Source organism: Nonomuraea sp. NPDC049637 (genome assembly GCF_040675235.1).
GTDB lineage: Bacteria > Actinomycetota > Actinomycetes > Streptosporangiales > Streptosporangiaceae > Nonomuraea.
In genome coordinates this window covers 293681-318882 of record NZ_JBFAOM010000001.1, presented here as the reverse complement: position 1 = coordinate 318882, position 25202 = coordinate 293681, and the positions used below count along the sequence as shown (strand labels likewise).

Annotated in this window: 21 protein-coding genes; 8 read left to right on the top strand and 13 right to left on the bottom strand. The window is 73.9% G+C overall.

Annotated elements, in window-relative coordinates; all coding sequences use genetic code 11:
* Positions 1-54: 54 nt before the first annotated feature.
* Entirely contained in the window at positions 55-288 is a 234-nt protein-coding gene (locus AB0J71_RS01490) for an EF-hand domain-containing protein (protein WP_352323877.1), read from the bottom strand.
* Positions 272-2479, bottom strand: coding sequence for a molybdopterin cofactor-binding domain-containing protein (locus AB0J71_RS01485; protein ID WP_352323876.1), 2208 nt, complete (start codon positions 2477-2479; stop codon positions 272-274). Before AB0J71_RS01485 ends, AB0J71_RS01490 begins: the two co-directional genes overlap by 17 nt.
* Before the next feature lie 95 nt (positions 2480-2574).
* On the opposite strand from AB0J71_RS01485, the gene AB0J71_RS01480 reads away from it, so the two are divergent.
* Complete coding sequence (locus AB0J71_RS01480; protein WP_352323874.1) at positions 2575-4143, top strand: helix-turn-helix domain-containing protein; 1569 nt, start codon at positions 2575-2577, stop codon at positions 4141-4143.
* Between the two features lie 2 nt (positions 4144-4145).
* Here the strand turns inward: AB0J71_RS01480 and AB0J71_RS01475 are convergent, their stop codons facing one another.
* From AB0J71_RS01475 to AB0J71_RS01465, 3 genes are read right to left on the bottom strand one after another with little or no spacing between them, the layout of a single operon-like run.
* Positions 4146-6953 carry a BTAD domain-containing putative transcriptional regulator gene (locus AB0J71_RS01475; RefSeq protein WP_364411916.1) on the bottom strand — a complete coding sequence of 936 codons (2808 nt, stop codon included), beginning with the start codon at positions 6951-6953 and terminating at the stop codon, positions 4146-4148.
* Positions 6950-9757 (bottom strand): BTAD domain-containing putative transcriptional regulator, encoded by a 2808-nt coding sequence (locus tag AB0J71_RS01470; RefSeq protein WP_364411913.1) that lies wholly within the window; start codon positions 9755-9757, stop codon positions 6950-6952. Before AB0J71_RS01470 ends, AB0J71_RS01475 begins: the two co-directional genes overlap by 4 nt.
* A complete protein-coding gene (locus AB0J71_RS01465) occupies positions 9754-12552 on the bottom strand; it encodes a BTAD domain-containing putative transcriptional regulator (protein ID WP_352323871.1) in 2799 nt (932 codons plus the stop codon). The genes AB0J71_RS01470 and AB0J71_RS01465 overlap by 4 nt, the downstream gene beginning before the upstream one ends.
* Positions 12553-13004: 452 nt before the next feature.
* Between AB0J71_RS01465 and AB0J71_RS01460 the strand changes: the two genes are divergently transcribed.
* The 4 genes from AB0J71_RS01460 to AB0J71_RS01445 all read left to right on the top strand — a co-directional run bounded on the left by AB0J71_RS01460 (position 13005) and on the right by AB0J71_RS01445 (position 17483).
* Complete coding sequence (locus AB0J71_RS01460; protein ID WP_352323870.1) at positions 13005-14288, top strand: helix-turn-helix domain-containing protein; 1284 nt, start codon at positions 13005-13007, stop codon at positions 14286-14288.
* Positions 14289-14332: 44 nt separating this feature from the next.
* The gene (locus AB0J71_RS01455; protein ID WP_364411910.1) at positions 14333-14914 is read left to right on the top strand and encodes a copper resistance CopC family protein; all 582 of its coding nucleotides are present in this window, start codon (positions 14333-14335) and stop codon (positions 14912-14914) included.
* Positions 14911-16887 carry a cytochrome c oxidase assembly protein gene (locus AB0J71_RS01450; RefSeq protein ID WP_364411907.1) on the top strand — a complete coding sequence of 659 codons (1977 nt, stop codon included), beginning with the start codon at positions 14911-14913 and terminating at the stop codon, positions 16885-16887. The genes AB0J71_RS01455 and AB0J71_RS01450 overlap by 4 nt, the downstream gene beginning before the upstream one ends.
* Before the next feature lie 206 nt (positions 16888-17093).
* Positions 17094-17483, top strand: a complete 390-nt coding sequence (locus AB0J71_RS01445; RefSeq protein WP_352323867.1) for an ATP-binding protein — start codon at positions 17094-17096, stop codon at positions 17481-17483.
* Positions 17484-17496: 13 nt separating this feature from the next.
* On the opposite strand, the gene map is transcribed toward AB0J71_RS01445, so the two are convergent.
* Entirely contained in the window at positions 17497-18345 is an 849-nt protein-coding gene (gene map, locus AB0J71_RS01440; RefSeq protein WP_352323866.1) for a type I methionyl aminopeptidase, read from the bottom strand.
* 32 nt (positions 18346-18377) lie between these two features.
* Here map and AB0J71_RS01435 point away from each other — a divergent pair, with 32 nt between their 5' ends.
* Positions 18378-18554: a hypothetical protein gene (locus tag AB0J71_RS01435; RefSeq protein WP_352323881.1), complete on the top strand. Its 177-nt coding sequence runs from the start codon at positions 18378-18380 to the stop codon at positions 18552-18554.
* 7 nt (positions 18555-18561) lie between these two features.
* Here the strand turns inward: AB0J71_RS01435 and AB0J71_RS01430 are convergent, their stop codons facing one another.
* Both AB0J71_RS01430 and AB0J71_RS01425 read right to left on the bottom strand, forming a co-directional pair.
* Entirely contained in the window at positions 18562-19209 is a 648-nt protein-coding gene (locus AB0J71_RS01430; RefSeq protein ID WP_352323865.1) for a cyclase family protein, read from the bottom strand.
* Positions 19206-19457, bottom strand: coding sequence for a hypothetical protein (locus AB0J71_RS01425; RefSeq protein WP_352323864.1), 252 nt, complete (start codon positions 19455-19457; stop codon positions 19206-19208). Before AB0J71_RS01425 ends, AB0J71_RS01430 begins: the two co-directional genes overlap by 4 nt.
* A 73-nt stretch (positions 19458-19530) precedes the next feature.
* Here AB0J71_RS01425 and AB0J71_RS01420 point away from each other — a divergent pair, with 73 nt between their 5' ends.
* Positions 19531-20472 (top strand): LysR family transcriptional regulator, encoded by a 942-nt coding sequence (locus AB0J71_RS01420; protein WP_352323863.1) that lies wholly within the window; start codon positions 19531-19533, stop codon positions 20470-20472.
* A gap of 58 nt (positions 20473-20530) precedes the next feature.
* On the opposite strand, the gene AB0J71_RS01415 is transcribed toward AB0J71_RS01420, so the two are convergent.
* Positions 20531-21109, bottom strand: coding sequence for a hypothetical protein (locus AB0J71_RS01415; protein ID WP_352323862.1), 579 nt, complete (start codon positions 21107-21109; stop codon positions 20531-20533).
* 103 nt (positions 21110-21212) lie between these two features.
* Here AB0J71_RS01415 and npdG point away from each other — a divergent pair, with 103 nt between their 5' ends.
* Positions 21213-21866: an NADPH-dependent F420 reductase gene (npdG, locus tag AB0J71_RS01410; RefSeq protein ID WP_352323861.1), complete on the top strand. Its 654-nt coding sequence runs from the start codon at positions 21213-21215 to the stop codon at positions 21864-21866.
* Here the strand turns inward: npdG and AB0J71_RS01405 are convergent.
* The 4 genes from AB0J71_RS01405 to AB0J71_RS01390 are packed head-to-tail and all read right to left on the bottom strand — an operon-like array spanning position 21863 to position 25173.
* Entirely contained in the window at positions 21863-22468 is a 606-nt protein-coding gene (locus AB0J71_RS01405) for a response regulator transcription factor (protein WP_364411904.1), read from the bottom strand. The genes npdG and AB0J71_RS01405 overlap by 4 nt on opposite strands.
* Entirely contained in the window at positions 22465-23556 is a 1092-nt protein-coding gene (locus AB0J71_RS01400; protein WP_364411901.1) for a sensor histidine kinase, read from the bottom strand. Before AB0J71_RS01400 ends, AB0J71_RS01405 begins: the two co-directional genes overlap by 4 nt.
* Positions 23557-23575: 19 nt before the next feature.
* On the bottom strand, positions 23576-24295 hold the full coding sequence (locus tag AB0J71_RS01395) for an ABC transporter permease (protein WP_352323857.1): 720 nt from the start codon (positions 24293-24295) through the stop codon (positions 23576-23578).
* Positions 24292-25173, bottom strand: coding sequence for an ABC transporter ATP-binding protein (locus tag AB0J71_RS01390; RefSeq protein WP_364411898.1), 882 nt, complete (start codon positions 25171-25173; stop codon positions 24292-24294). The genes AB0J71_RS01395 and AB0J71_RS01390 overlap by 4 nt, the downstream gene beginning before the upstream one ends.
* Positions 25174-25202 lie beyond the last annotated feature (29 nt).

Genomic DNA, 25202 nt, shown 5'->3' with positions numbered 1-25202 from the left:
CCCCCTCGTCATGATCGAGGGGAATGCGGGTCACCTACCCGGCGGGGGACATGATCACGCCTTCTCGTGCCGCCCGTGGCCGACCAGGCCGACGAACTCCTCCAGGCCGATCCGGCCGTCGCCGTCGGTGTCGGCCGCGTTGATGAACGCCTCGATCTCCTCCTCGGAGGCGCCGTGGACCCCCAGCGCCTCGTTGGCCTGCCTGATCTCGGCCGCGGTCAGCAGACCGTCGCCGTCGGTGTCGAAGCGACTGAACTCCGCCTCGGCGGCTTCACGACCGCTCGCCATCGGATACCTCCCCGTGATTGGACAAGGCGATATCTTCCGGCCTGATCGGAACGCGAGTCAACCGGAGCCCGGTCGCGGCGCGTACGGCGGCGGCCACGGCCGGGGTGGAGGAGAGCGTGGGCGGCTCGCCGGCGCCCCGGAGGCCGTACGGTGCCGACGGGTCCGGATTTTCCAGGATTTTCAGCTGCATGGGCGGCATGTCGAGCATGGTGGGGATCAGGTAGTCGGTGAACGACGGGTTCAGCACGCGGCCGTCGCGTATCTGGATCTCCTCCATGAGCGCCAGCCCGAGGCCCTGGGCCGTGCCGCCGTGGATCTGGCCCTCCAGCGCCTGCGGGTTCATGATCTTGCCCACGTCCTGCACCGCGGCCAGCTCCACCACCTTGACCAGCCCGAGCTCGACGTCCACGTCCACCACCGCGCGGTGCACGCACAGCGCGAGCTGCGTGTGCGAGTCGCCCTGCCCGGTCACCGGGTCCATCGGCTTCGTGGGCCGGTGCCGGTACTCCCGGGTCTCCTCGATCGGCCCGAACCTGGCCAGCGCCTCCCGCGGCGGCAGCCCCCCGAACCGCTCGCGCACCGCCTCGCAGGCCGCCTTGACCGCGCCGCCCGTCACGTAGGACTGCCGCGAGGCCGACGACGAGCCCGCCGAGCCCACGGCGGTGTCGGCGGTCGCCACCGTCACCTCCTCGATGCCCAGCTCGGTGCGCGCGATCTGGGCCTGGACCGTGACCAGGCCCTGGCCCACCTCGGCGGCGGCGGTGTGCACGGTGACCCGCGGCTCGCCGCCGACCAGCTCGGCCCGCACCCGGGCCGTGGAGTAGTCGTCGAAGCCCTCGGAGAAGCAGATGTTCTTGATGCCGACGCCGTAGCCGATCCCGCGCCGCACCGACTCGCCGTGCGTGGTCTGGGACACCCCGCCCGGCAGCGCCCGCAGGTCCGCCCCCGTGCGCGGCGCGGGCAGCGGCATGGCCTCCAGCTCGCGCAACATGCCGGCCAGCGGCGCGGGGGAGTCGATCACCTGGCCGGTCGCCAGCGCCGAGCCCTGGGAGACGGCGTTGCGCACCCGGATCTCGACCGGCGACAGGCCGCACGCCTCGGCCAGCCGGTCCATCTGCGACTCGTAGGCGTAACACGCCTGCACCGCGCCGAACCCGCGCATCGCCCCGCACGGCGGGTTGTTGGTGTAGACGCCCGCGGCGTCGATCCACACGTTCGGCACCTCGTACGGCCCGGCCCCCAGCGAGGCGGCGTTGCCGACCACGGCGGGGGAGGAGGAGCAGTACGCGCCGCCGTCCAGCAGGATGTCGGCCTTGACGTAGACGAGCCTGCCGTCGCGCGTCGCGCCGTGCTCGTAGCGCATCCGGGCCGGATGGCGGTGCACGTGGCCGAAGAACGACTCCTCGCGGCCGTAGACGATCTTGACAGGGCGGTTCAGGCGCAGGGCCAGCATGCACGCGTGCACCTGCATCGACAGGTCCTCGCGGGCGCCGAACGCGCCGCCGACGCCCGACAGCGTCAGCCGTACCTTCTCCGGCGGCAGGCCCAGGCAGGGGGCGAGCTGGTCGCGGTCCACGTGCAGCCATTGGGTGGCGATGTACAGGTCCACGCCGCCGTCCTCGGCCGGGACCGCGAGCCCCGACTCCGGGCCGAGGAACGCCTGGTCCTGCATGCCGACCTCGTACTCGCCGGTGACGACGACCTCGGCCTCGAACGTGTCGCCCTTGCGCACCGGCTGGCGCCTGACGTACTCGCGCGACTCGCGCGGATCGGTCACCGCCGGGCGCGGCTCGTAGTCGACCACGACGGCCCGCGCGGCCCTGCGCGCGGTCTCCGGATGGTCGGCGGCCACCAGCGCCACCGGCTCGCCCTGGTGGCGGACCTGGTCGATGGCCAGCACGGGCTGGTCCTTGTGGTCGAGCCCGTAGAACTTCTCGCCGGGCACGTCCTCGTGCGTCAGGACGGCCAGCACGCCCGGCATCCGCAGCGCCGGGCCCACGTCGATCGACCGGATCCAGGCCGACGGGTGCGGGCTGCGCAGCGTCACGCCCCACACCATGCCGTCGAGCCACAGGTCGGAGGCGTAGGCGAACTCGCCGGTCACCTTCAGCGTCGCGTCCGGCCGCCGGGCGCTCGTGCCGACCCCCTCGCCGACGCCTTCGGACCTGGTGGGGTGGACCGTCTCCGTCATCCTCCGAGTAGAGCACCGGCCCGGCCGGGCGTCCTATGCCCGTGACGTGAAATCCCGGTCATCGCTTGACAGAGCGGGCTTGTATATTCCTCCAAGTGCGCATCAGTGACCTGCTGGCGATCGACGAGCTGGGTCTCAGGCTGCTGGCCGGCGACCCGGAGCGCGAGTTCGGCACGGTCCACATCACCGACCTGCCCGAGCCGGGGCGCTACCTGTCCGGCGGCGAGCTGGTGCTGACCGGCCTGATGTGGCGCGACACCGCCGCCGACTCCGCCCGTTTCGTCACCGCCCTGGTGGAGTGCGGGGTGTCCGCGCTCGGCGCGGGCGCGGCCCGGCTCGGGCACGTGCCCGCCGACCTCGTCTCGGCCTGCGGGCAGGCCGGGCTGCCGCTGGTCGAGGTGCCGGTCGAGGTCTCCTTCCGCACGCTGGCCGAGCTGGTCGCGCCCCGGCTGTCCGGCGACGTGCGCGACGCGCTCGGGCGTCACCGCAGGCTCGTGGCGGCCCTGGCCGAGGGCGCCGACCTGCGCGGGCTGTTCGAGCTGACCGCCGCCGAGCTGGGCGTCACGGGCGCCGTCCTGTCCGCGTGCGGTGAGGTGGTCGTCGGTACGGCCGCCGATCCGGCGGGGCTGGCCAGGGCGTACCTGACCGCGCCCCGGCTGCCCGCGCTGGCCGGCGGCGCGACGCTCTTCGCCGTCGGACGCGGCCACCGGGCGGCCGGCTGGGTCCTGGCCTGCGACGGCGACCTGCTCGGCCGCGCCGACCTCGGCTACGAGCTGGCCGCCTGCGTGGCGCTCGAACGCGGCCGCCTGGAGGAGGGCCGCCGGGTCGAGCGCCGCCTGGCCGGGCAGCTCGTGGCGGCCGCCCTGGCCGAGTCCGACGCGGCCGACCTCAACGCCCGGCTGCGCACCTGCGGTATCGACGCGGACGAGCCGTACGCCGTGGTCAGCGCCACCGCCGCGCCCCCCGCCGCCATCGCCGCACCCCCCGGCGCCCCCGGCGCAGCCGATCCGGGCCCGACGACCCCGCCCGGCCCCGCTCCCGCCGTCCTCGGCGGCCGGATCCTGGAGGAACTGCTGGCCCGCGAGGTCGTCGCCGCCCCCGTCCCCGCCGAGCCGCCTCAGGGAAGTGGCGGCGGGGCGGTGGCGGTGGTCGCGTTGCGGGGGAGGAGCGCCGGGGAGCTGGCCGCGCGGTTGCGGGCCGGGGCCGCCGTGCTGGCCGCGCTGCCCGGCACCCGCCTGAGCGTCGGCCTGAGCGGCGCGCTGACCGGCGCCGCCGCGCTCAAGGGCGGCCTGGAGGAGGCCGGGCACGCCAGGCGGCTGGCGCAGGCCCGCGACGGCGGCGTGGTCACCAGCGACGAGATCTACACCCACGCGCTGCTCCTGGCCACCGTGCCCGGCGACGTGCGCCGCTCCTTCTCCGACCGGCTGCTGTCCCCGCTGCTCGCCTACGACCGCCGCCACCAGTCGGACCTCGTGCGCACGCTCGACGTCTTCCTCGACTGCTCGGGCTCGTGGAACGCCTGCGCCGAACGGCTCCACGTGCACGTCAACACGGTCCGGTACCGCGTCCGCAGGATCGAGGAGCTGACCGGCAGGAACCTGTCGGCGATGTCCGACCGCGTCGACTTCTTCCTCGCCCTCCGCGACACCACCCCACCCGCCTGACCTCACCTCTCCCGGTCCGCCGCGCCCGCCGCCCGCTCCTCGGCGACGCGCTCCAGCCAGGACGCGCTGTCCAGGGCCAGCGCCAGGGACTCCGCCTCGGCCAGGCGTTCCGCCGCCACCGTGCGCCGCCCCAGCAGCCGGTTGGCGCGGGCGAGCTGGATCAGGCACTGCACCTGCAGGAGCTTCGTACCGCCCGCCACAGCGAGGTCGAGCGCCCGTCCGAGCTGGGCGAGCCCGGCCTCCAGGTCACCGCGGTCGAGCTGGAGGCCGCCGAGCGCGTGGCGCATGTGCGCCTCCAGCGAGGCGTCGCCGGCCCGCCCGGCCATCGCCGCCGCCTCCTCCAGCGCGAGCGCCGCCTCCTCCAGACGGCCCAGGTGCCGGTAGGCGTTGCCGATCTGCAGGAGGGCGTACCGCTCGCCGACCTCCGAGGCGATCTCCCGGGCGATCTCGCGCTGGGCCAGCCCGTGTTCGAGGGCCAGGTCGTACCTCTGCGCCTTCACGTACGTGGCGGCCAGGTTGCCGTGGGCCCGTTGCTCGTCGAAGCGGTCGTTGAGCCGTCTGGCCAGGGTCAGGTGCCGGTCGAGGTGGTCCAGTGCGGCGGTGAGGTCGCCCTTGAAGTACTCGCCGGCCGCGGCCTGGCTGTGGGCGTGCATGGCGGTCTCGTCGTCGGCGAGGCGCTCGGCCACCGACAGCGCCTGGTTGCCGACGGAGATCAGATCGGCCACCCGGTAGGCCTTCTGCTGGGGCCACAACATGGCCAGGCCGATGGCGGCCCCCGTACGGGCGAGGTCATCGTCCGGGTCGGCCATGGCCTGGGCCGCGGCGGCCAGCAGGACGGCCTCCTCCTGCTCGATCCAGGCGTTCGCCTCGGCGGCGTCCCGGAAGGCGCGGCCCGGACCGGCCACCGCGAGGTGCGTCGGGTGGACCCGGTTCGGGTCCGCGGTACGGGCGGCCGACCGCAGGCTGACCGCGTAGTAGGCGAACACCCGCAGCAGCGGGGCCTTGCGGTCCTCGGCGGGGACCAGCTCGCCGGCGAACACCCGGACGAGGTCGTGCAACTGGAAGCGGCCCCGCGCGTCCCGTTCGATCAGGTGGGCGTCGCCGAGGCGGTCCAGCGCGCGCCCGGCCTCCCCCTCGGGCACGCCGGCCAGCCGGGCGGCCGCGTCCACCGAGAGGTCGGGGACGTGGAGCAGCCCGAGCAGGGCCAGCATCCGCGCGGCCGCCCGATCGACGGCGCGCTCGCTGTGCGTGAGATGGCTCCAGCTCGCCGCCAGCCCCGACCGGACCGCGAGGTCGCCCGCCTCCAGCTCCTGCAGCCGGGTGCGCTCGTCGGCCAGCCGGCCGGCCAGCTCGCCGACGGTCCAGTCCGGGCGGTCGGCCAGGCGCGCCCCGGCGATGCGCAGCGCCAGCGGCAGCCCGTCGCACAGGCGGATCAGCGACGCGGTGCCGGCGGGGTCGGCGCCGACCCGGTCCTCCCCGGCCAGCCTGGCCAGCATCGTTCCCGCCTCGGCGGACGAGAGCCGGCCGAGCCGGACCCGGACGAGATCGTCCTCCGCCCTGAACGAGTCCCTGCTGGTCACGAGGACGGAGACGCCGGCCGGCGGCGGCAGCAGCGGGCGGATCTGCTCCGGGTCGGCGGCGTCGTCCAGGAGCACGAGAAGCCTCTTGGACGCGGACCTGGCCTGCCACAGGGCCGCCGCCTCGTCCAGGCCGGGCGGCACCTCCTCGTTGCGGGTGCCGATCGCGCGCAGGAGCCGGGCGACGATCTCCTGCGGGTTCAGCCGCGGCACGTTCGGCGTCCCGCCGCGGAGGTTGACGAACACCTGCCCGTCCGGGAAGCGGTGCCGTACGGCGTGCGCGACGCGCACAGCCAGCGCGGACTTGCCGGAGCCCGGCGCCCCCGAGATCACGACCGGCGGACGTGGCCCGGTGTCGTCATCGGGGGCGAGCAGGCCCCGGAGGTGGGCGATCTCGCGCGGCCTGCCCACGAAGCCGAGGAGATCGCGCGGCAGCTGCCTGGGGGCCGGCACCGCCTCCCCGCCGGCTGTGGTTCGAGCGCGCACCAGGGCGTACGCCTGCCGCACGCCCGTCGCGGGCCCCACCCCCAGCCGGTCGCTGAGGACCCGCCGCGCCTCCGCGTACACGCGCAGCGCCTCCGGCCGCCGCTCGCAGGCGTCCAGCGCCAGGATGAGCAGTTCGTACGGGCGCTCGCGCAGCGGATGCCGGGCGATCAGGGACCTGAGCTCGGGGACGGCCTCGTGCGGCGCGCCGAGCAGGATCCTGGCCGCGGCCCGCCCCTCGACCGCGCCCGCGTGCAGGTCCTCCAGCCTGGCCCGCTCCGCCTCGGCGAAGGGCCCCGGCACGTCGCCGAGCGGGCGTCCGCGCCACAGCCCCAGCGCCCGGTCGTAGGCCCGCAGCGCCTCCGCCTGCGCGCCCGCCGCGGCCGACCTGTGCGCCGTCTCGGTGAGACGGGTGAAGGCGATCGCGTCCACGCGGTCCGGCTCGACCAGCAACCGGTACCCGCCCGCGGCGCTCACCACCAGGCCCGGCCGCTCACCCGGGTTCCGGTCCGGTTCCAGCGCGCGCCTGAGCCCCGCGACGTAGGTGTAGACGCTCTGCCGGGCGCTCGACGGCGGGCGATCGCCCCACAGCCCCTCGAACAGCCGCTCCTTGGTGACCACCCGCCCAGGGGCGGCCGCGAGCATCGCCAGGACCGCCTGCTGCCGCGGCGGCCCAGGATCGACCTCCGTGCCGTCGACGGCGCACGAGACCGGCCCGAGGAAGCGCAGACCGAGACCGGGCGCGCTCATGAACGGCCCGCCGCGATGCTCATCGCCGCCCGGACGGCCGCCTGCTCGTCCCTGGCCCGCTTCTCCCAGGACAGGTAACCGAACCGCTCCGTGACGCGCACCGCGTCGTCGGCGTAGGACAGGGCCTCGTCGAGCCTGCCGAGCGCGCGCGACACCTGCGACAGCGAGATGAGGGCGTTCACGTTGAACCGGTGACCTGTCGAGCCGAGCAGGGACTGCGCCACCCGCAGGTGCTCCAGGGCGTGCTCGGGGTCGCCGAGCTGGATCAGGACATCGCCGAGCGCCAGGCGGACATGCGCCTCATGGGTGTCGTCGCCCGCCGCGAGGGCTCCGTCCAGGGCCTCGCAAAGCGGCTCGTACGCCTCGCGGGCACGTCCCAGGCCGAGCAGGCTCTTGCCGATCACGATGAGGGCGAAGCGGACACCGACCTGCGAGCCGGTCGCCCGTGCCACGTCCAGCTGGCGCTCGGCGTAGGGCAGCGCCTTCACGTAGCGCTGCGCCGTGACGTGGAGGTTGGCGAGGTTGCCGAGCGCGCGCAGTTCGCCGAAGGAGTCGCCGATCCTGGCCGCCAGCTCCAGCGCCGCCTCCAGGTGCGGCACCCCCTGTTCGGCCCGGCCCGTCAGGCGCAGGCCGTTGGCGATGTTGTCGTGCGCGACCAGGGCCAGGCGCTCGTCGCCGAGCCGCTCGCACACCCGCAGGGCCGGCACGTTGAGATCGATCATCTCCTGACCCGCGTGCTCGCGCTGCTGCTGCCAAAGGAGCGCGAAGGTCAGCGTCACGCCCAGCTCCGCCAGGTCGTCGTCCGGCGAGTCCAGAGCCTGGACGGCCGCCGCGTTGAGCACCTGCCGCTCCGCACGCAGCCAGGCCGCCGCCCGCCCGGCGTCCGCGTGCTCCCGGACGGGCCCCTCGACGTGCCGGGCGAGTTGCACCCGGTGCGGGTCGACGGCGACGCTCGCCGACCGCGCCGACGCGGCCAGATAGGACAAGGTTCGCAGCAGGGCCTCCTTCCAGTCCGCCGGGCGCAGCTCGCCGGCGAAGAGCCTGACCAGGTCGTGAAGCGCGTAACGCCGGTCATGGGCCCGTTCGAGGAGGTTCGCGTCGGCCAGCCGCTCCAGGGCCCGCTCCGCCTCCTCGACGGAGCTGCCGAGCAGCATCGCCGTCAGCTCGGCCGTCACGTCGGGCACGTGCAGCAGCCCCAGCAGCGGCAGGGCGCGGGCGGCCAGCCGATCGAGCGGGCGGGAACCGGTGGCCAGGCCGTGGTGACTGCTCGCGAGGCTGGAGCGCACGGCCAGGTCCCCGGCCGCCAGCTCGCGCAGGCGGCCTCGCTCGTCGGCGAGCCGGTCGGCGAGCGCGCCCAGGCTCCACCCGGGGTGGTCGGCGAGGCGGGCGCCGGCGATCCGGAGCGCCAGCGGGAGACCGTCGCACAGCCTCACCAGGGCGGCGGTCCGCTCGGCGTCGGCCTGCACCCTGTCGGCGCCGGCCAGCCCCGAGAGCATGACCGCGGCGTCGGACGAGGTGAGGCGGCCCAGCCGCAGCTGCACGCAGTCGTCCCCGGCGCTGAAGGACTCCCTGCTGGTCACGAGGAGGGTGACGCCCAGCGGGGTGCGCAGGAACGGCCTGACCTGCGCCAGACCGGCCGCGTCGTCCAGAAGCACCAGCAGCTTCCTGCCGTGCAGCTTGCTGCGCCACAGCGCGGCGGCCTCGTCCAGGTCGGCGGGGATCTCCTCGTTGGCCGCGCCGAGGCCGCGCAACAGCCGCCCCGCGATCTCATGGGGCGGCAGCGGGGAGACGCCCGGCGTGCCGCCGCGCAGCCCGACGGCGAGCTGCCCGTCGGTGAACCGGCCCTCGACCTGGTGTGCCACGTGGACGGCCAGCGCCGACTTGCCCACGCCGGGCGGCCCCGAGATCACCACGAACGGGTGCGGAGGGCCGTCCGCCGGCGACAGCAGAGATCTCAGCCAGGTCGTCTCCGCGGCCCGGCCGACGAACCCGATGAGATCGCGCGGCAACTGCCGGGGGACGGCGGGACGGGCCGGCTCGGGCTCCTCCTCGCCCCCGGACAGCAGCAGTTTGTGCGCCGCGCGCAGCCCTTCGCCGGGCAGGACGCCGAGCTCCGCGTCGAGGACGCGCCTGGCCTCCTCGAACGCCTGGAGCGCCTCCGCCTGGCGGCCGTCGCCGTCCAGGGCCAGGACGAGCAGCTCGTGCAGCCGTTCGCGCAGCGGGTGGCGGCCGGTCAGCTCGCGCAGCGGGGCGATGGCCTCGCGGGCCCGGCCGAGGCGGATGAGCAGCTCGGCGCGCCTCTCGGTGGCGCCGAGGAACAGCTCGTCCAGCCGCATGCGCTCGGTCTCGGCGAACGGGCCGGTCAGGCCGCTCAGAGCCACGCCCCGCCACAGCGCCAGCGCCCGGTCCAGTGTGCGCAGAGCGTCGTCGTCGTCCGGCCCGCGAACGTCGACCGTCTCCAGCAGCTCGGCGAAGACGCAGGAGTCCACCTGGCGCGGATCGACGAGCAGCCGGTATCCGCCCGCCTCGCCGACGAGCACCCTGGACCGCTGGCCCGGCCTGCGTCCGGGGTCGAGCGTGCGCCGCAGCCCGGCCACGTACGTGTAGATGCTCTGCCCGGCGCTGGCCGGCGGGTTCGCGCCCCACAGGCCCTCCACCAGCTGTCCCATGGTCACGACGCGGTCCGGGGGAGAGGCCAGCATGGCGACGACCGCGCGCTGGCGCGCGGCCCCCAGATCGATCTCCCGGCCGTCGAGCACGCCCGTCACCGGGCCGAGCAGGCGGATGGCCACGCCGTCGGTCACCGGTGCCTCGCGCGGGCCTCGTGCACGGCGGCCTGCTCTTCCCTGGCCTCCCTCTCCCACTCCGCCAGCCCGTCGGCCCCGGCCACCGCCTCGGTGACGTGCGCGAGCGCCAGGTCGAGCTCGCCCATGGCACGGTACGTGCGCGACAACCCGACCAGGTCGCGCACCCGTCCCACGCGGTAGCCGGCCCGTTCGATCAGCTCCAGGGCGATGAGGTAGTGGGGCAGGGCGTGCTCCGGCTCGCCCAGATCCAGATGCACCCGGCCGAGGACGGCGCGCAGCTGCGCCTGATGGGTCTTGTCGCCCACCTGTTCGGCCTCGGACAGGGCCGAGCTCAGGATCTCGCGGGCCTCCTCCGCCCGGCCGAGGGCCTGACGGGCCTCGCCGATGATGAGCATGGCGTACCGGGCGCCGACCCGCGCGCCGATGAGGTCGGCGATGGCGAGTTGCTGTTCGGCGCAGCCGATCGCCTGCTCGTAGTGGCCGCCGTTGAAGTACGCGTTGGCGAGGTTGCCCATCGCGCGCTGCTCGGAGAAGGCGTCGCCGAGCCGTCTGGCGAGGGCCAGCTCGGCCCGCAGGTGCTCGACGGCCTCCTCTATCCGCCCCTGCATGCGCAGGGCGTTGGCGAGCAGACCCCGCGCGTGCATCGTGCTCTCCGCGTCGCCGAGCCGTTCGCACACGGTCAGGGCCATGGAGCTGAGCTCGATCATCTCCAGCGTCCGGTAGCTGCGCTGGTAGGCCCATTCCAGGGCGAGCGTGAGCGCCACGCCCATCGCGGCGATGTCGTCGTCCTCGGCGGACAACGCCTGGCGGGCCGCGGCCGCGAGGACGGCCTCCTCCTCCAGCAGCCAGGCCGTCGCCTCCTCGCGCCCGGCCACCATGTGCGCGGCCGACTCCGGAGCGGTGCCGCGCCGGACGCGGTGCGGGTCCAGGACGCCGCTGGCCAGGTGCGTGGAGGCGGTGTAGTACGCGAGCGCGCGCAGGACCGGCTTCTTGGGGTCGGGTGGGCGCAGCTCGCCCGCGAACAGCCGGACGAGGTCGTGCAGCTGGTAGTGGCCCGGCCTGGGACGGTCGAGCAGGTGCGCGTCGGCCAGCCGTTCCAGGGCCAGGTCGGCGTCGGCGGGGTCGCAGTCGAGCAGCGTGGCGGCCGCCTCGGCGGTGATCTCGGGCACGTGCAGCAGGCCCAGCAGGGACAGCGTGCGGGCGGCCAGCCGGTCGAGGGGGCGGGGGCTGCGTTCCAGCGCGGTGTAGCCGGCCGCCAGGCTGGACCGTACGGCCAGGTCGCCGGCGACCAGCTCGTGCAGCCGCCGCCGTTCGTCGCCCAGGCGGCCGGCCATCGTCGCGATGCTCCAGTCGGGGCGGCTGGCCAGGCGGGCCCCCGCGATGCGCAGCGCCAGGGGCAGGCCCTCGCACAGCCGTACGAGCTCGGCGGTGTCGCCCGCGCCGGCCCGCACGCGCTCCTCCCCGGCCAGCCCGGCCAGCATCGCGGCCGACTCCGCGGGGGACATCCGGCCGAGTTCGAGCTGGTAGGAGTCCTCGCCCCAGGTCATGCTCTCGCGGCTGGTCACCAGCAGCGCGGTGCCGAAGGGGGTGGACAGCAGCGGGCGGATCTGCGCCAGGTCGGCGGCGTCGTCCAGCAGGACGAGGACCCGGCGGCCGTGCAGGAGGCTGCGCCACATCGCCGCCGCCTCGTCCAGGTCGGCCGGCACGGCGTCGGCCGCCACCCCCAGCCCCCGCAGGAACCGGCCGAGCAGGTCGAGCCCGGTCAGCGCGGGCAGTTCCGGGGTGGCGCCGCGGCAGTTGACGAAGAGCTGCCCGTCGGGGAAGCGCTCCTGGACCAGGTGGGCGACCTGGGCGGCCAGCGTGGACTTCCCGACGCCCGGCGGCCCGGAGACGATCACCAGCGGGGTCGGCGGACGCCCGCCGTCCGGGGCCAGCCGCCGCTCCAGCTCCTCCAGCTCGCGGGAGCGGCCCACGAACCCGGCCAGATGGCGCGGGAGCTGGTGCGGCACCCCGTCGCCGCGCCACGGTCCGGGCTCCCCGCGCAGCACCAGCTGGTGACACTTGCGTAACCCCTCGCCCGGCGTCAGGCCGAGCTCCTCCAGGAGCAGGACCCGGCCCTCCTCGTAGACCTCCAGCGCCTCCGCCTGGCGGCCCGACCGGTAGAGGGCCAGCATCAGCAGCTCGCGGACGCGCTCGCGCAGCGGGTGGCGGGCGGTCAGGTCGCGCAGGTCGTCGGTGAGCTCGTGGTGGCGGCCCAGGTGTAACAGGCTCTCGTACCGCTGCTCCAGCGCGGTCAGGCGTAACAGCTCCAGCCTGGCGCGCTCCCGCTCGGCGAACGGGCCGGTCAGGCCGCTCAGCGCGGTGCCGCGCCACATCGCCAGGGCCTCGTCCAGGATCCGCACGGCCTGGCGGTCGTCGCCTTCACGCCGGCAGCGCAGGGCGTCGTCGAGCCGCGCGGCGAAGCACACGGAGTCGACCTGCTGGGGAGCGATGTCGAAGACGTATCCGGCGCCGGTGCCCGGCAGCAGCCGCGACGGGGCGCGCCGCCCGCGGCCGGGCTCGAAGACGCGGCGCAGGCCCGCGACGTAGGTGTAGACGCTCTGCTCGGCGTTGCGCGGCGGCTCGTCGCCCCACATTCCCTGGACGAGCCGGTTCACCGAGACCGGCCGGGCGGCGGCCGAGGCGAGGATCGCGAGCGTGGCCCGCTGCCTGGCGGGACCGAGGTCGAGGGGCTGGAGGCCGCGTTCGGCGTGAACGGCGCCGAGCAGGCGGATGTAGATGTCGTCGCTCACGCGTCCTCCCCGGTTACGGCCCCGTGTCCGCTCACCAGGGCAGCGTAATCAGAATCCCGAGGAGGTGAAGCGGTCACACGACTGTAGATCGAATGTAGACGGCGTCAGGTACGCTCTCGGCCAGACGGAGGAAGAGGGGGCACATCGACGGGCTCGAGGACGTCGTCCTCATGGTGCGCTTTCACACCCTCGAAGGCTTGGTGCGGTGCAAGCCCCAGAGGTGCGCGACGCACCCCCTCATGGTGAGGTCAGCCGCTCAGCAGCAGTGCGCCAAGTCCTGGCCCGAATAGAGTGCAGACGTCTCGGCGTTCGCCGCCGTAACATTGCCTGCGACAGCCACCGCTGCGATGAGCACGGTGGCTAGCGCAGACAGGGCAATACGCATGCGCATGGGGGTTCTCCCTCGCCTATGTGGGGTTGCTCGGACTTCATCATCTCAGGGAGCAACGACTGTGACCACATCTGACCTGGTCGGCCTCCGTATTAAGACCGTTCGGCGACAGCGCGGCCTGTCACAGGCACAGCTGGCACACCCCGAGTTGTCGGACAGCTACGTCTCCTTGATCGAGAGTGGCAAGCGTACCCCTACCCCCGCCGTCCTGGAGTTGCTGGCACAGAAACTCGACTGTTCGCTGTCCTACCTGATCAACGGCGTGACCGCCGAGCAGATGGAGGACATCGAGCTGGCACTCGGCTACGCGCGTCTGGCGCTGGAGAACGGTGAGGTCGCCGAAGCGCGTACACGTTTCACCGAGTTGCTGGCGAACAACAACCTGACAGGGTTGACGGCCCTTCGTCAAGACACCGAATTCGGGCTCGCGCTCGCCACCCAGGCGGGCGGCGACCTCGACGGCGCCATCGCCATCCTGCTGCGCCTCCGGGAGGAGGAGCTGTCGGCCGAGCGCCGGATCGAGATCGCCATCAACCTGTGCCGCAGCTACCGGGAGAGCGAGCGGCTCACCGAGGCCGTCGAGGTCGCCGAGCGCATACTCAACGCCTCGGCGCGGCCCGCCTGGAACGATCTGCTCGTGGAGCTCGGCGGCAGCCTGCTGGCGGCGTACATGGAGCGCGGCGACCTGCTGCGCGCCCGGCAGTTCGCGGCCGAGCTGCTCAACGCGGCCGACGCCCTCGGCACCCCGCGCTCGCTGGTGGCGGCCAACTGGATGGCCTCCAACACGGCGGCCATCACCGGCCACACCGAGGAGGCGCTGGCCTTCGCCGAGCGGGCCATGGCCGTGCAACTGGAGCACGGTCAGCCCCGCAGCATCGCGATCATGCGGCTCGCGCTCGCCCAGAGGCGGCTGAAGGCCCGGCCGCACGAGGCCGCCGCCGCCCGCGACATGCTGCGCCAGGGCGTCGTCGAGCACGAGCAGACCTCCACCAGCCCCATCGAGCGGGCCCGCGTGCGCATCGAGCTGGGCGTCGCCGAGGCCATGACCGGAAACCTGGACGAGGCCGTCAAGCAGGCCAAGGCGGGTCAGGAACTGCTGCCGTATTCGGGCTCGGCGCTGGGCGCGGAGGCCGACCTGCTGCTGAGCCGGGTCTACGGCGGAGTCGGGCGGATGGAGGAGGCCCGCGCCCACGTGCTCCCGGTGCGCGACTGGCTGGCGCCGCTGCCCGACTCCCGCCGATCGGCGGCCACCTGGTACGCCACCGCCGAGACCATGGAGCAGCTGGGCGACTCCGACGGCGCCGTGGACGCCTACCAGCGGGCCCTCGCCTGCGCGGGGCTGTAGCGAGGTCAGGACCGGGCGGTGGCGTCGGTAGCCTTGGTGGTGCCATGAAGAGTTCCCCGCTCGCGGCACTCACCGCGATTCTCGCCGCCCTGTTCGTGCTCGGCACCGCCACCCCGGCGCTGGCCCACGACTCACTCAAGAGCAGCGACCCGGCCAAGGGCGCCGAGGTCGAGGCCCTCGACGAGGTCAGGCTGGAGTTCACCGCCAAGGTGCGCATGCCGTTCGTCATCGTCCGGGGCGCGGGGGAGGCCGTCTTCCAGGAGGGCAAGCCCGAGGTCGACGGCGCGGTGGTGCGGCAGGCGGTCAAGGGGCCGCTGCCGGGCGGCACGTACACCCTCGCCTACCGGGTCGTCTCCTCCGACGGCCATCCCATCGAGGGCGAGATCCCCTTCACGGTCAAGGCGGCCCCGGCGGCCTCGCCGAGCGCGCCGGCCGCCGACGCGGCGTCGGCCGCGCCCTCCACCGCCGCCCCCGCTCCTTCCTCCGCCGCTCCGGTCGCCCCCGCGGCCGACCAGGCGGCGGCCACGCCGAAGGGCGGCTTCCCGACCTGGCTGGTCATCGTGATCGGCGCGCTGGTCGGCATCGGCATCGGGTTCCTGTTCAGCGCGCGGAAGAAGAAGCCATGAGCAGAACGGCGCGGCTCGCGCTCGCGGGTGCGGTGGCCGCGGTCGCCGCCCTGGTGATCGGCATGATCGCCGGCGGCAGGGCGTTCCCCAGGATCATCCCCGGGCTGCCCGACGCCGGCGCGGTGGTCAGGTGGGGCCTGCCGGTGTCCAAGCTGCTGATGGACGTCACCGGCGTGCTCACCGTCGGCCTGCTGCTCACGGCCGCCCTGCTGCTGCCCAACGACAAGGGCCTGCTCGGCAAGTCCGGCCTGCTCTACGTCAGGGCCTCGTCCTGGACGGCGCTCGGCTGGGCCGCCTCGGCGTTCCTGGCCATCGTGTTCACCACGGCCGACTCCTGGGGCCGTACGGTCCCGCAGATCCTCAACCGGGAATACCTGACCAGCACCGCCACCCAGACCACGCAGGGCGTGGCGCTCACGCTGGTGGTGCTGTTCGGGGTGGCCATCGCGCTGTTCTCGCGCGGCGCGATCACCGCCGGGTCCGCGGCCGGCCTGCTGGTCTTCGCGCTGGTGACGATGTTGCCGCCGCCGCTGACCGGCCACACCTCCTCCTCGCCCAACCACGACCTGGCCACCTCGGCCGTCTCGCTGCACCTGCTCGCGCTCGCCCTGTGGGTGGGCGGCCTGGTCGTGCTGGCCGCGCACGCGATGCGCGGGCAGCCGCAGCTCGCCGTGGCCGCCGCCCGGTTCTCCGCGCTGGCGCTGTGGTGCTTCGTCGCGGTCGGCCTGTCCGGCGTGTTCAGCCTGGTCGCCCGGCTCGGCGCGCTGTCCGACCTGTGGACCACCCAGTACGGCCTGCTGGCCCTGGCCAAGATCGTCGCCTTCGTGCTGCTCGGCTACGTCGGCTACTGGCACCGGCAGCGCACGCTCGTCGACCTGGAGGCGGGGCGGCCCAGGGCGTTCACCCGGCTGGCCGGCGGCGAGACGCTGCTCATGCTGGCCACCGTCGGGCTGGCCGTCGCGCTGTCGCGCACGCCGCCCCCCGAGTTCAGCGTGCCCGCCGACCGGGCCTTCGAGCTGCTCGGCTTCCCCGTCCCGCCGGAGATCACGATCGCGAACGTGTTCTCGCTGTGGTGGTTCGACCTGTTCTTCGCCGCGGTGGCCGCCGTGCTCGCCGGCCTCTACGGCGCCGGCGTCTACCGGCTGATGCGGCGCGGCGACTCCTGGCCGTGGGGGCGCACCGCCGCCTGGTTCATCGGCATCGCGCTGCTGGTGTTCGCCACCCAGAGCGGCCTGGCCCGCTACGCCAAGGTCCTGTTCGACGTGCACATGATCGAGCACATGACGCTGTCCATGATCGTACCGATCTTCCTGGTCCTGGGCGGCCCCGTCACGCTGGCGCTGCGGGCGCTCAAGCCGGCGGCCCGGCGGGGCGACAGGGGCCCCCGGGAGTGGATCACCACGATCCTGCACAGCCGGGTGGTCAAGGTCATGTCCCATCCGGTCGTGGCGACGGCCGTCTTCGTCGGCTCCACGTACGCCCTCTACTTCACGCCGCTGTTCGAGTCGGCCATGCAGGAGCACCTGGGGCACATCTGGATGACCCTGCACTTCCTGCTCAGCGGCTCGCTGTTCTTCTGGGTGATCATCGGCGTCGACCCGGGCCCGAGCCGGCTGCCGTACGTCGGCAGGCTGCTGATGCTCTTCGTCACCATGCCCTTCCACGCCTTCTTCGGCATCGCGCTGATGATGACCGGCTCGGTGATCGCCGCCGGCTGGTACGAGCCGCTCGGCCGTACGTGGGGCGACAACCTCCTGCAGACCCAGCAGGACGGCGGCGCCATCGCGTGGGGCTTCGGCGAGATCCCGACGCTGCTCGTGCTGCTGGCCATCGCGGCCCAGTGGTACCGCGACGACGAGCGGCAGGCCCGGCGCGGCGACCGCAAGGCCGACCGGGGCGGCGCCCGCGACACCGAACTCGACTCCTACAACGACTATCTCGCCCGTCTCAACCGCGCTGACAAGGGCGAGTAGCGGTTCGGCCATGGCACCCTATCCTCCGCCCACAGGTCTCAGGACCGCCGGGTAGCCTGTCTCACAGGGGAGAAGGGCATAACCTCATCAGCTAGCGCGCGCAGACCTTGAGGGGGGATTGCGCGACGCGTGCGGGGCGCCGGAGTGGGGACCGGCGCGGGCCCGGGGTGCCGAGGAAGGCGAGACCATTGGCGGAAGAGACACGCATGCGCGGGGGGCAGAGCCTGGCCGAGGCGCTCGAAGGCCTCCTGACGCAATGGTCGGAGCGGACGGGGATCGCCGTCGAGACCTGGGCGCTGCCCGGCACGGACGTGCCCTCACGGGTGTCGGGCGGCGTCATGGAGACGATGCGCGAGGCGCTGTCCAACGTCGAGCGCCACAGCCGGGCCCGTACGGTCGCGGTGGCGGTGACCACGGGCCCGAGCGGCCTGCGCCTGACGGTCAGCGACGACGGCCAGGGCTTCGCCGAGGGCGGCGCGGGGCGCGGGATCGCCCGGATGCGGGCCGCGTTCGCCGAGCTCGGCGGCACCCTGTCGGTCAACGGCGTGCCCGGCGAGGGCACGACGGTGAGCGGGGCGATCCCCAGGCGGCGCTGACGGCCAGGGCCGGTCAGGGGAGGGTCAGGATCTCGCTGCCCGACTCGGTGACCACGATGGTGTGCTCGAACTGGGCCGTGCGCTTGCGGTCCTTGGTCACCGCGGTCCACTTGTCGGGCCAGATGTCGTAGTCGATCGTGCCCAGCGTGAGCATCGGCTCGATGGTGAACGTCATGCCCGGCACCAGCTCCACCCGCAGCGACGGGTCGTCGTAGTGGGGGACCATGAGGCCGGAGTGGAAGCTCGTGCCGATGCCGTGGCCGGTGAAGTCGCGCACGACGCCGTAGCCGAAGCGCTTGGCGTAGGCCTCGATGACGCGGCCGACCACGTTGAGCTGGCGGCCGGGGGCGACCGCCCTGATGGCCCGCATCATCGCCTCGCGGGTGCGCTCGACCAGCAGGCGCGACTCCTCGTCGACCTCGCCCACCAGGTAGGTGGCGTCGGTGTCGCCGTGGACGCCGCCGATGTAGGCGGTGATGTCGATGTTGACGATGTCGCCGTCGCGCAGCACGGTGTCGTCGGGGATGCCGTGGCAGATGACCTCGTTGATCGAGGTGCACAGCGACTTGGGATAACCCTTGTAGCCCAGCGTGCTGGGGTAGGCGCCGTGGTCGATCAGGAACTCGTGGCCGATGCGGTCGAGCTCGTCGGTGGTGACGCCCGGGGCGATGTGCCGGCCGACCTCCTCGAGCGCCTGCGCGGCGATGCGGCCCGCCACGCGCATGCGCTCGATGATCTCGGGGGTCTTCACGTCGGACTCGCCGGTCGTGGGGCGCTTCTTGCCGACGTACTCCGGCCGCTCGATGTGGGCGGGAACCTTCCGGACGGGCGAGACTCGCCCGGGCTGGAGCAGTGTCGTCATGAAACACGAGTCTACGGGGCAGAATTGACCATGTGAGCGAAGGCCAGTGGTGGTTCTGTCTCAAGCACATGCGGGTCGAGCCCGACCAGGGCTGCCCCAACAAGGACCGGATGGGTCCCTACGCCTCGGAGGAGGAGGCGGCGGGCGCGTTGCAGCGCGCCGCCGACCGCAACAAGGCGTGGGACGAGGCCGAGCAGGAGGACGAGTGACCCCCGCCTACGGCACCACGGCGTAGGCCCGTACGGGGAAGGTGCCCATGCCCGCGATCATCGGGGGCGCGGCATGGAACCTGAACCCCTCCGCGGGCAGCGCCGACAACCCCGTCAGGTGCTCGACGATCGGGATCCCCGCCTTCAGCAGGATCGTGTGGGCGGGGCGTTCGCCGTGCGGCGGGGTGTCGTCGATGTTGAGCGAGTCGATGCCGACCAGCGCCGCGCCCTGCTCGGCCAGCCACGCCGCCGACGCGGGCGCCAGGTACGGGTGGTCGCGGAAGTAGGCGCCGGTGCCGAAGTGGCGGTCGAAGCCGGTGTGGATCAGCACGGCCCGGCCGCGTACGTCGAGCGCGGTGTCGAGCACCACCTCACGGCCGTCCCCCGAGGCCGGTACGACCAGGCCGGGCAGGTCGGCCAGCCTGCTCAGCGGCACCTGCGCCAGGTCCTGGCCCCCGGCGTAACGGTGGTGCGGGGTGTCCAGGTAGGTGCCGGTGTTGGCGGCCAGCGTGATCACGCCGATCTCGAACTCGGTGCCAGGGGCGTAGACCTCGCGCGAGTCCTCCCTGCTCAGGTGGGTGCCCAGCGTCGGCCCGGGGACGCCGGGGTAGGTGGTCATGCCCTCGGTGATGCGGTGGCTGAGTTCGACGATCATCTGGCGGCTCCCACCCGGACGAGTCTGACGAGGGCCACCGTGCCGATGGCGGCCCAGACGAGGTTCAGCCCGGTCGAGGGCCAGGCGGCGTTGTAGGCGCTGTTGACCATGAGCCCGAGCGCGCCGAGCAGGTTGACGACCTGGTACGTCGCGCCGTCGCCGGACAGCCGCGCGGACGAGACCAGGGCGTACCCGGCCAGCAGCAGGGCGGCTCCGGCCCAGCCGACGGCGTCGAGGAGGAGATCCATGGCCGATATTCTCTGGATTTTTGGCCTTAAAGCACAAATAAAGAAAGCTAAAGGTAGACGTAAGCTGACCTGCATGGATATTGATCCTCGACGCCTGCGTGTCCTGCACGAGGTCGCCCGCCGCGGCGGCGTGATGCGCGCGGCCGAGGCGCTGTTCCTCACCCCCTCCGCGGTCTCCCAGCAGCTCGCCCAGCTCGAACGCGAGGTCGGGCTGGCGCTCATCGACCGCTCGCAGCGCCGCGTCTCGCTCACCCCGGCGGGACGCGTGCTCGCCGGCTACGCCGAGCGGGTCGAGGAGGAGCTGAGCGAAGCCAGGAAGGAGCTGACCAGGTTCACCGAGCGCCTGGCCGGGCCGGTGCGCATCGCCGCCTTCCCCACGGCCATCAAGCACATGCTGGTGCCGGCGATGCGCGCCCTGGCCGAGCGCCACCCCCGCATCACGCCGGTCATCCACGAGGTCTACGGCCAGCCCGCCCTCCAGGAGCTGCGGCTGGGCGCCGTCGACCTGCTCATCACCGAGCAGGACATGAGCCTGCCGGTGCCGGCGCAGCCGTCGCTGAACGTCCGGCCGCTGCACGTGGACGAGTTCCGGGTCGTGCTGCCGCCCGACTGGCCCGAGCCGGAGTCGACGGCCGACCTGATGCGCCTGCCCTGGGTGGCCGCCGAGCCGGACCAGGCGTGCGGGCAGGCGCTCGACCGGCTCGCCGGGATCCACGGCGTCGAGCCGCGCAGGACGCACGTCGTCACCGACTTCTCGCCGGTGCTCGCGCTGGTGGCCGCCGGGCACGGGGTGGCGATCGTGCCCGCCCTCGCCCTGCTCGACGTGCCGGAGGGCGAGGTGCGGGTGAGCGAGGTGCGGGAGGTGGGGGCCCGCCGCCTGGACGCGGTCACCCGGGTGAGCAGGACGCGGTCGGGCGAGCCGGACCCGGTGCAGGCGGTGGTGATCGGCGCCATCGAGGAGGCCACCGAGAACCTGCGGACCGCCCTCGGCCCCCGCCTCGCCGCCCATCCCTGACCCGCGAGCCGCACTCGGCCCCCGTCGCGCGGCCCAGCCCCGACCCTGCGGCCGTGGCCTACTCCGACAGGCGGGGGCCGCTGACCTTCTCCAGCAGGCGGGCCAGCCGCTCGCGCAGCCCCGCCCGCCGCTCGACCTCGCCGGCCGCCGCGCTGACCAGGTGCTGGGCGCCGTCGAAGGTGATCAGCCCGGTCGGCGGGACGGCGATGGCGTCGTGGGCCAGCCCGCTCAGCTCGGAGTCGGCGCCCTCGATCGCCAGGATGGTCGCCCCCGTACGGCGGGCGTCGTCGACGCGTTCCAGCAGCGGGACGGGCGCGGCCTGCTCCGACAGCACGAACAGGGTCTCGCCGCGGCCCGCCTGCCGCAGGCGGTCGAGGCCGACGCGCAGGTGGGCGGGGGCGTCGGCGGGCGGCGACCAGCGGATCAGGGTGGGGGCGAGCTGCGGCAGGCCGGAGAATTTGGCCTCGTCGCTGAGGTGGGCCGTGACGTGCCAGGGCTCGTCGTCGGGGGGGCCGACGAGCAGCAGGCCGCCGGGCGAGCGGGTGGTCCGCAGGGCCAGGCCCAGCTCGCGGGTGCGTTCGAGCCAGCCCGTCGTGGCCAGGAGCTCGCGCAGGAATGCCACCGAACCTGAGTCCATGCCTCCATGGTGCACGAGGAGCGCGGCGCAGGTGGCCCGTTCGCGGCCGGGTGGCCGCCCCCGGACTGCGGCCCGCGCGGCCGGGGCTGGCATGATCGGAGTCATGACAGATGTGAACGGGCTCTCCGTCGCGATCCTCGGCGGCACCGGGGACCAGGGGAAGGGGTTGGCGCGGCGGTTCGCGCTGGCCGGGCACACGGTGCTGATCGGCTCGCGCAGCGCCGAGCGGGCCCAGGAGGCGGCCGCCTCGATCGGCTCGGGCGCGCGGGGCGGGGCCAACGCCGACGTCGCGGCCGAGGCCGACGTCGTGATCGTGGCGGTGCCGTACGAGGGGCACAAGGCGCTGCTGGAGTCGTTGCGCGCCGAGCTGGCCGGGAAGATCGTGGTCGACTGCGTCAACCCGCTCGGCTTCGACAAGCAGGGCGCCTACGCGCTGCCGGTGGAAGAGGGCAGCGCCGCCCAGCAGGCCGCCGCGGTGCTTCCCGACAGCCGGGTCGTGGCGGCCTTCCACCACGTGTCGGCCGTGCTGCTGATGGACCCGGCCGTGGAGAAGGTCGACCTCGACGTGCTGGTGCTCGGCGACGACCGCGAGGCCACCGACACCGTGCAGGCGCTGGCCGAGCTGATCCCGGGGGTGCGCGGCGTCTACGGCGGCCGGCTGCGCAACGCCCACCAGGTCGAGGCGCTGACCGCCAACCTCATCTCGATCAACCGCCGCTACAAGGCCCACGCCGGGCTGCGCGTCACCGACGTCTAGAGCCAGCCCGCGTCCTCGGCGACGCGGACGGCGTCGATCTTGTTGCGGGCGCCCGTCTTGGTGATCGCGGCCGTGAGGTAGTTGCGCACCGTGCCCGGCGACAGGTGCAGGCCGGCGGCGATCTCCTCGGCGGTCGCGCCCCTGGCGGCCTGCCGGAGCACGGTGGTCTCGCGGGGGGTGAGCGGGCTCTCGCCGTACTCCATGGCCGAGGAGACCAGCTCGCTCTCCAGTACGCGCAGGCCGGCCGCGGTGCGCCTGATGGCCTCGGCCAGGCGGTCGCCCGGCGCGTCCTTGACCAGGAACGCCTCGATGCCCGCGGCCAGCGCCCGGCGCAGGTGGCCGGGCTGCCCCATGGCCGTGAGCACCAGGATCCGGCAGGACGGCAGCCGTTCGCGCAGCTCGGCGGCGGCGGTGATGCCGTCGGTCACCGGCAGGTCGATGTCCACGACCGCCACGTCGGGCCGGACGTCGAGGGCTGCCGGCACGATCTCGTCGCCGCGGACGACCTCCGCCACCACCTCGATGTCCGGCTCCAGCCGGAGCAGGGCGGTGAGCGCGGCGCGGATCATGTGCATGTCCTCGGCCAGCAGCACCCGGATCACGCCGGAACCTCCATGGTCAGCAGGAAGCCGCCGCCGTCCGTGGGGGCGGCGGCGCTCGTGCCGCCCGCCTGGGAGGCCCGTTCGGCGAGCCCGGTCAGGCCACCGCCGGGCTCGCGCGCCGGCGTGCCGGCCGCGCCGTCGTTGGCGACCTCCAGGCGGACCCGGCCGTCGCGCAGCGACGTGGTGATCGTGCAGGTGGTGGCCCTGCTGTGGCGCAGGACGTTGGTGACCGCCTCGCGCACCCCCCAAGCCAGCGCCTCCTCGGCCCGCCGGGGCAGCGTCACGGCGGCCAGGTGCGCCTGGCAGCTCACCCCCGACGACTCCAGCAGGGCGGCCGCGCGGTCGGTCTCGCCGCTCAGCGACATCGCGCGATAGCCGCGGGCCACGTGCCGGACGTCCTGCGCGGCCTCGCGGGCGACGCGTACCAGCTCGCCCACCTCGCCGCGGGCGGAGGCGGGGTCGCGGTCCATCAGGCGGGCGGCCAGGTCGCCCTTGAGCGCGATGGCGGTGAGGCTGCGGCCCAGGCCGTCGTGCAGGTCGCGGGAGATGCGCAGGCGTTCCTTGAGCACGGCGGCGTCGGCCAGCTCGGCCCTGGCCTCCTCCAGCTCGGCGGCGACGCGGACGAGCCGGACCAGGACGTAGATCATCGAGCCGGTGATGGGGACGGCGATCACGTAGAACAGGGTGACCACGGCGTAGTGGGGGCCGATCCACATGATGGCGCCCTCGTACGACATCATGAGGACGACCAGCGGCACGGCCCAGCGCAGCCCCAGGAACACCAGCAGGGTCCCGGCCAGCAGCGGGGCGGCGATCGACGACCACCCGCTCGGCAGCAGGTAGTCGCCCGCGTAGGTGACGACGGCCTGGAGCACCAGCGTGGCCGGGAACAGCGGCGGCCGCCCGCCGCGCAGGGCGGCCCGCATGTTGACGTAGTGGGTGGAGACGACGGCGACCGTCACGGCCGCCGCGAGCAGCCCGATCGCCGGGCCGCCCATGAAGTAGAGCAGCCCGATGAGCGAATAGACGACCGAGACGCCGGTGATGAGCACGCGCGCGAGCCTCTGCGCCGAGGACGAGACCACCACAGCAGCGATTATGTCCGACTCAGGACCGGCGCGGTTCCCAGCGGAACCACAGCCGGATCGCCACCCCGCCCACCACCGCCCAACCGGCCAGGACCAGCGCCGGCACGAGCGCCTCCCCGGTCTTCACCGCGTGCACCACGGCCGAGGTGGGCAGCAGGTCCAGCACCGGGCTCAGCCACGAGGGCAGCGGGATCGGCCCCATCGCGCCCGCCGACACGGCGGCGACCAGGAACACCGGCATGGCGAACGCCCCGGCCAGCTCGCTCCGCGGGATCGCCGCCGTGTAGGCCGCCCCCAGCAGCGCCATGACGGCCGAGCCCGCAGCGGTCATAGCGGCGAACAGCAGCGGGTCGTCCGGCAGCGGCACCCCGGCGGCGAACCGCACGGCCACCGCGCACAGCACGATCACCAGGAAGGTCTGCGTGGCCGTGCTGGCCACCTGGCCGGCCAGGATCTGCGCGTCGGTCAGCAGCCCGGCCCGCAGCCGCTTGAGCACGAGCTGGTCGCGCCGGTTGGTCAGCGCGACCGCGATGTTCATGAACGCGGTGAGCGCCAGCACGATCGCCAGCGAGCTGTGGAACACCGCCGTCGCGAACGGCACGCCGCCGCCGGTGACGTGCCGCATCAGCGCCGGCATGCCGACGGTCAGCCCGACCGGGGTGATCACCGAGGCGGCCAGCATGGCCCGGTCGCGCCAGAACAGGCGGGTGCCGAGACGGTAGGTGGCGGTCAGGCTCATCGGGCGCTCCTGGGCAGGTCGAGGAAGAGGTCTTCGAGGGTGGCCGCGCGGACCTCCAGGCCGGTCAGCCGCAGCCCGCGGCCGGCCGCCCAGGTCAGCAGCGTCTGCGCGGCCAGGTCGGGGTCCTCGGCCCGGCAGACGGCGATGCCGCCGTCCACCGTGACCGGCAGCGGCAGGTCGTCCGCGGCGACCCCGGCGGGCAGCCGGAAGGTCACCCGTCCGCCCCGCGCGGCCAGCGTCTCGGCCATCCCGCCGGCCGCGACGATCTCGCCCCTGTCCATGATCGCCATGGACGAGGCCAGCCGCTGGGCCTCCTCCAGGTAGTGGGTGGTGAGCAGGATCGTGGTGCCGCGCGCGGCCAGGCCGGAGACGACCTCCCAGGTGTTCGCGCGGGCCTCGGGGTCCATGCCGGTCGTGGGCTCGTCGAGGAACAGCACGTCAGGGCGGCCGAGCAGGGCGAGCGCCAGGTCGAGCCGGCGTTTCTCGCCGCCGGAGAGCTGGCGGACCCTGGTCCCGGCCTTGTCCGTCAGGCCGGCCAGGTCGAGCGCCTCCCCGGCCGGGCGCGGCGCGGGGGTGAAGTCGCGCCAGACCTTGACCGTCCGGGCGACCGTCAGGTCGGGGAAGAAGCCGGCCTCCTGGAGCATGATGCCGACGCGCTGCCGTACGGCCGCGCGGTCGGACCAGGGGTCGAGGCCGGCGACCCGGACGGCGCCGCCGTCCGGGCGCTGGAAGCCGGCCAGCACCTCGACCGTGGTGGTCTTGCCCGCGCCGTTCCGGCCGAGCAGGGCGAAGATCTCGCCCTCGCCCACCCGGAACGAGACGCCCCTGACCGCCGCGAATGTCCCGTGGTTCTTCCTGAGCTCGGTCACCTCGATCATGTGTCCGACTATGGCCGGACGGGTCAGGG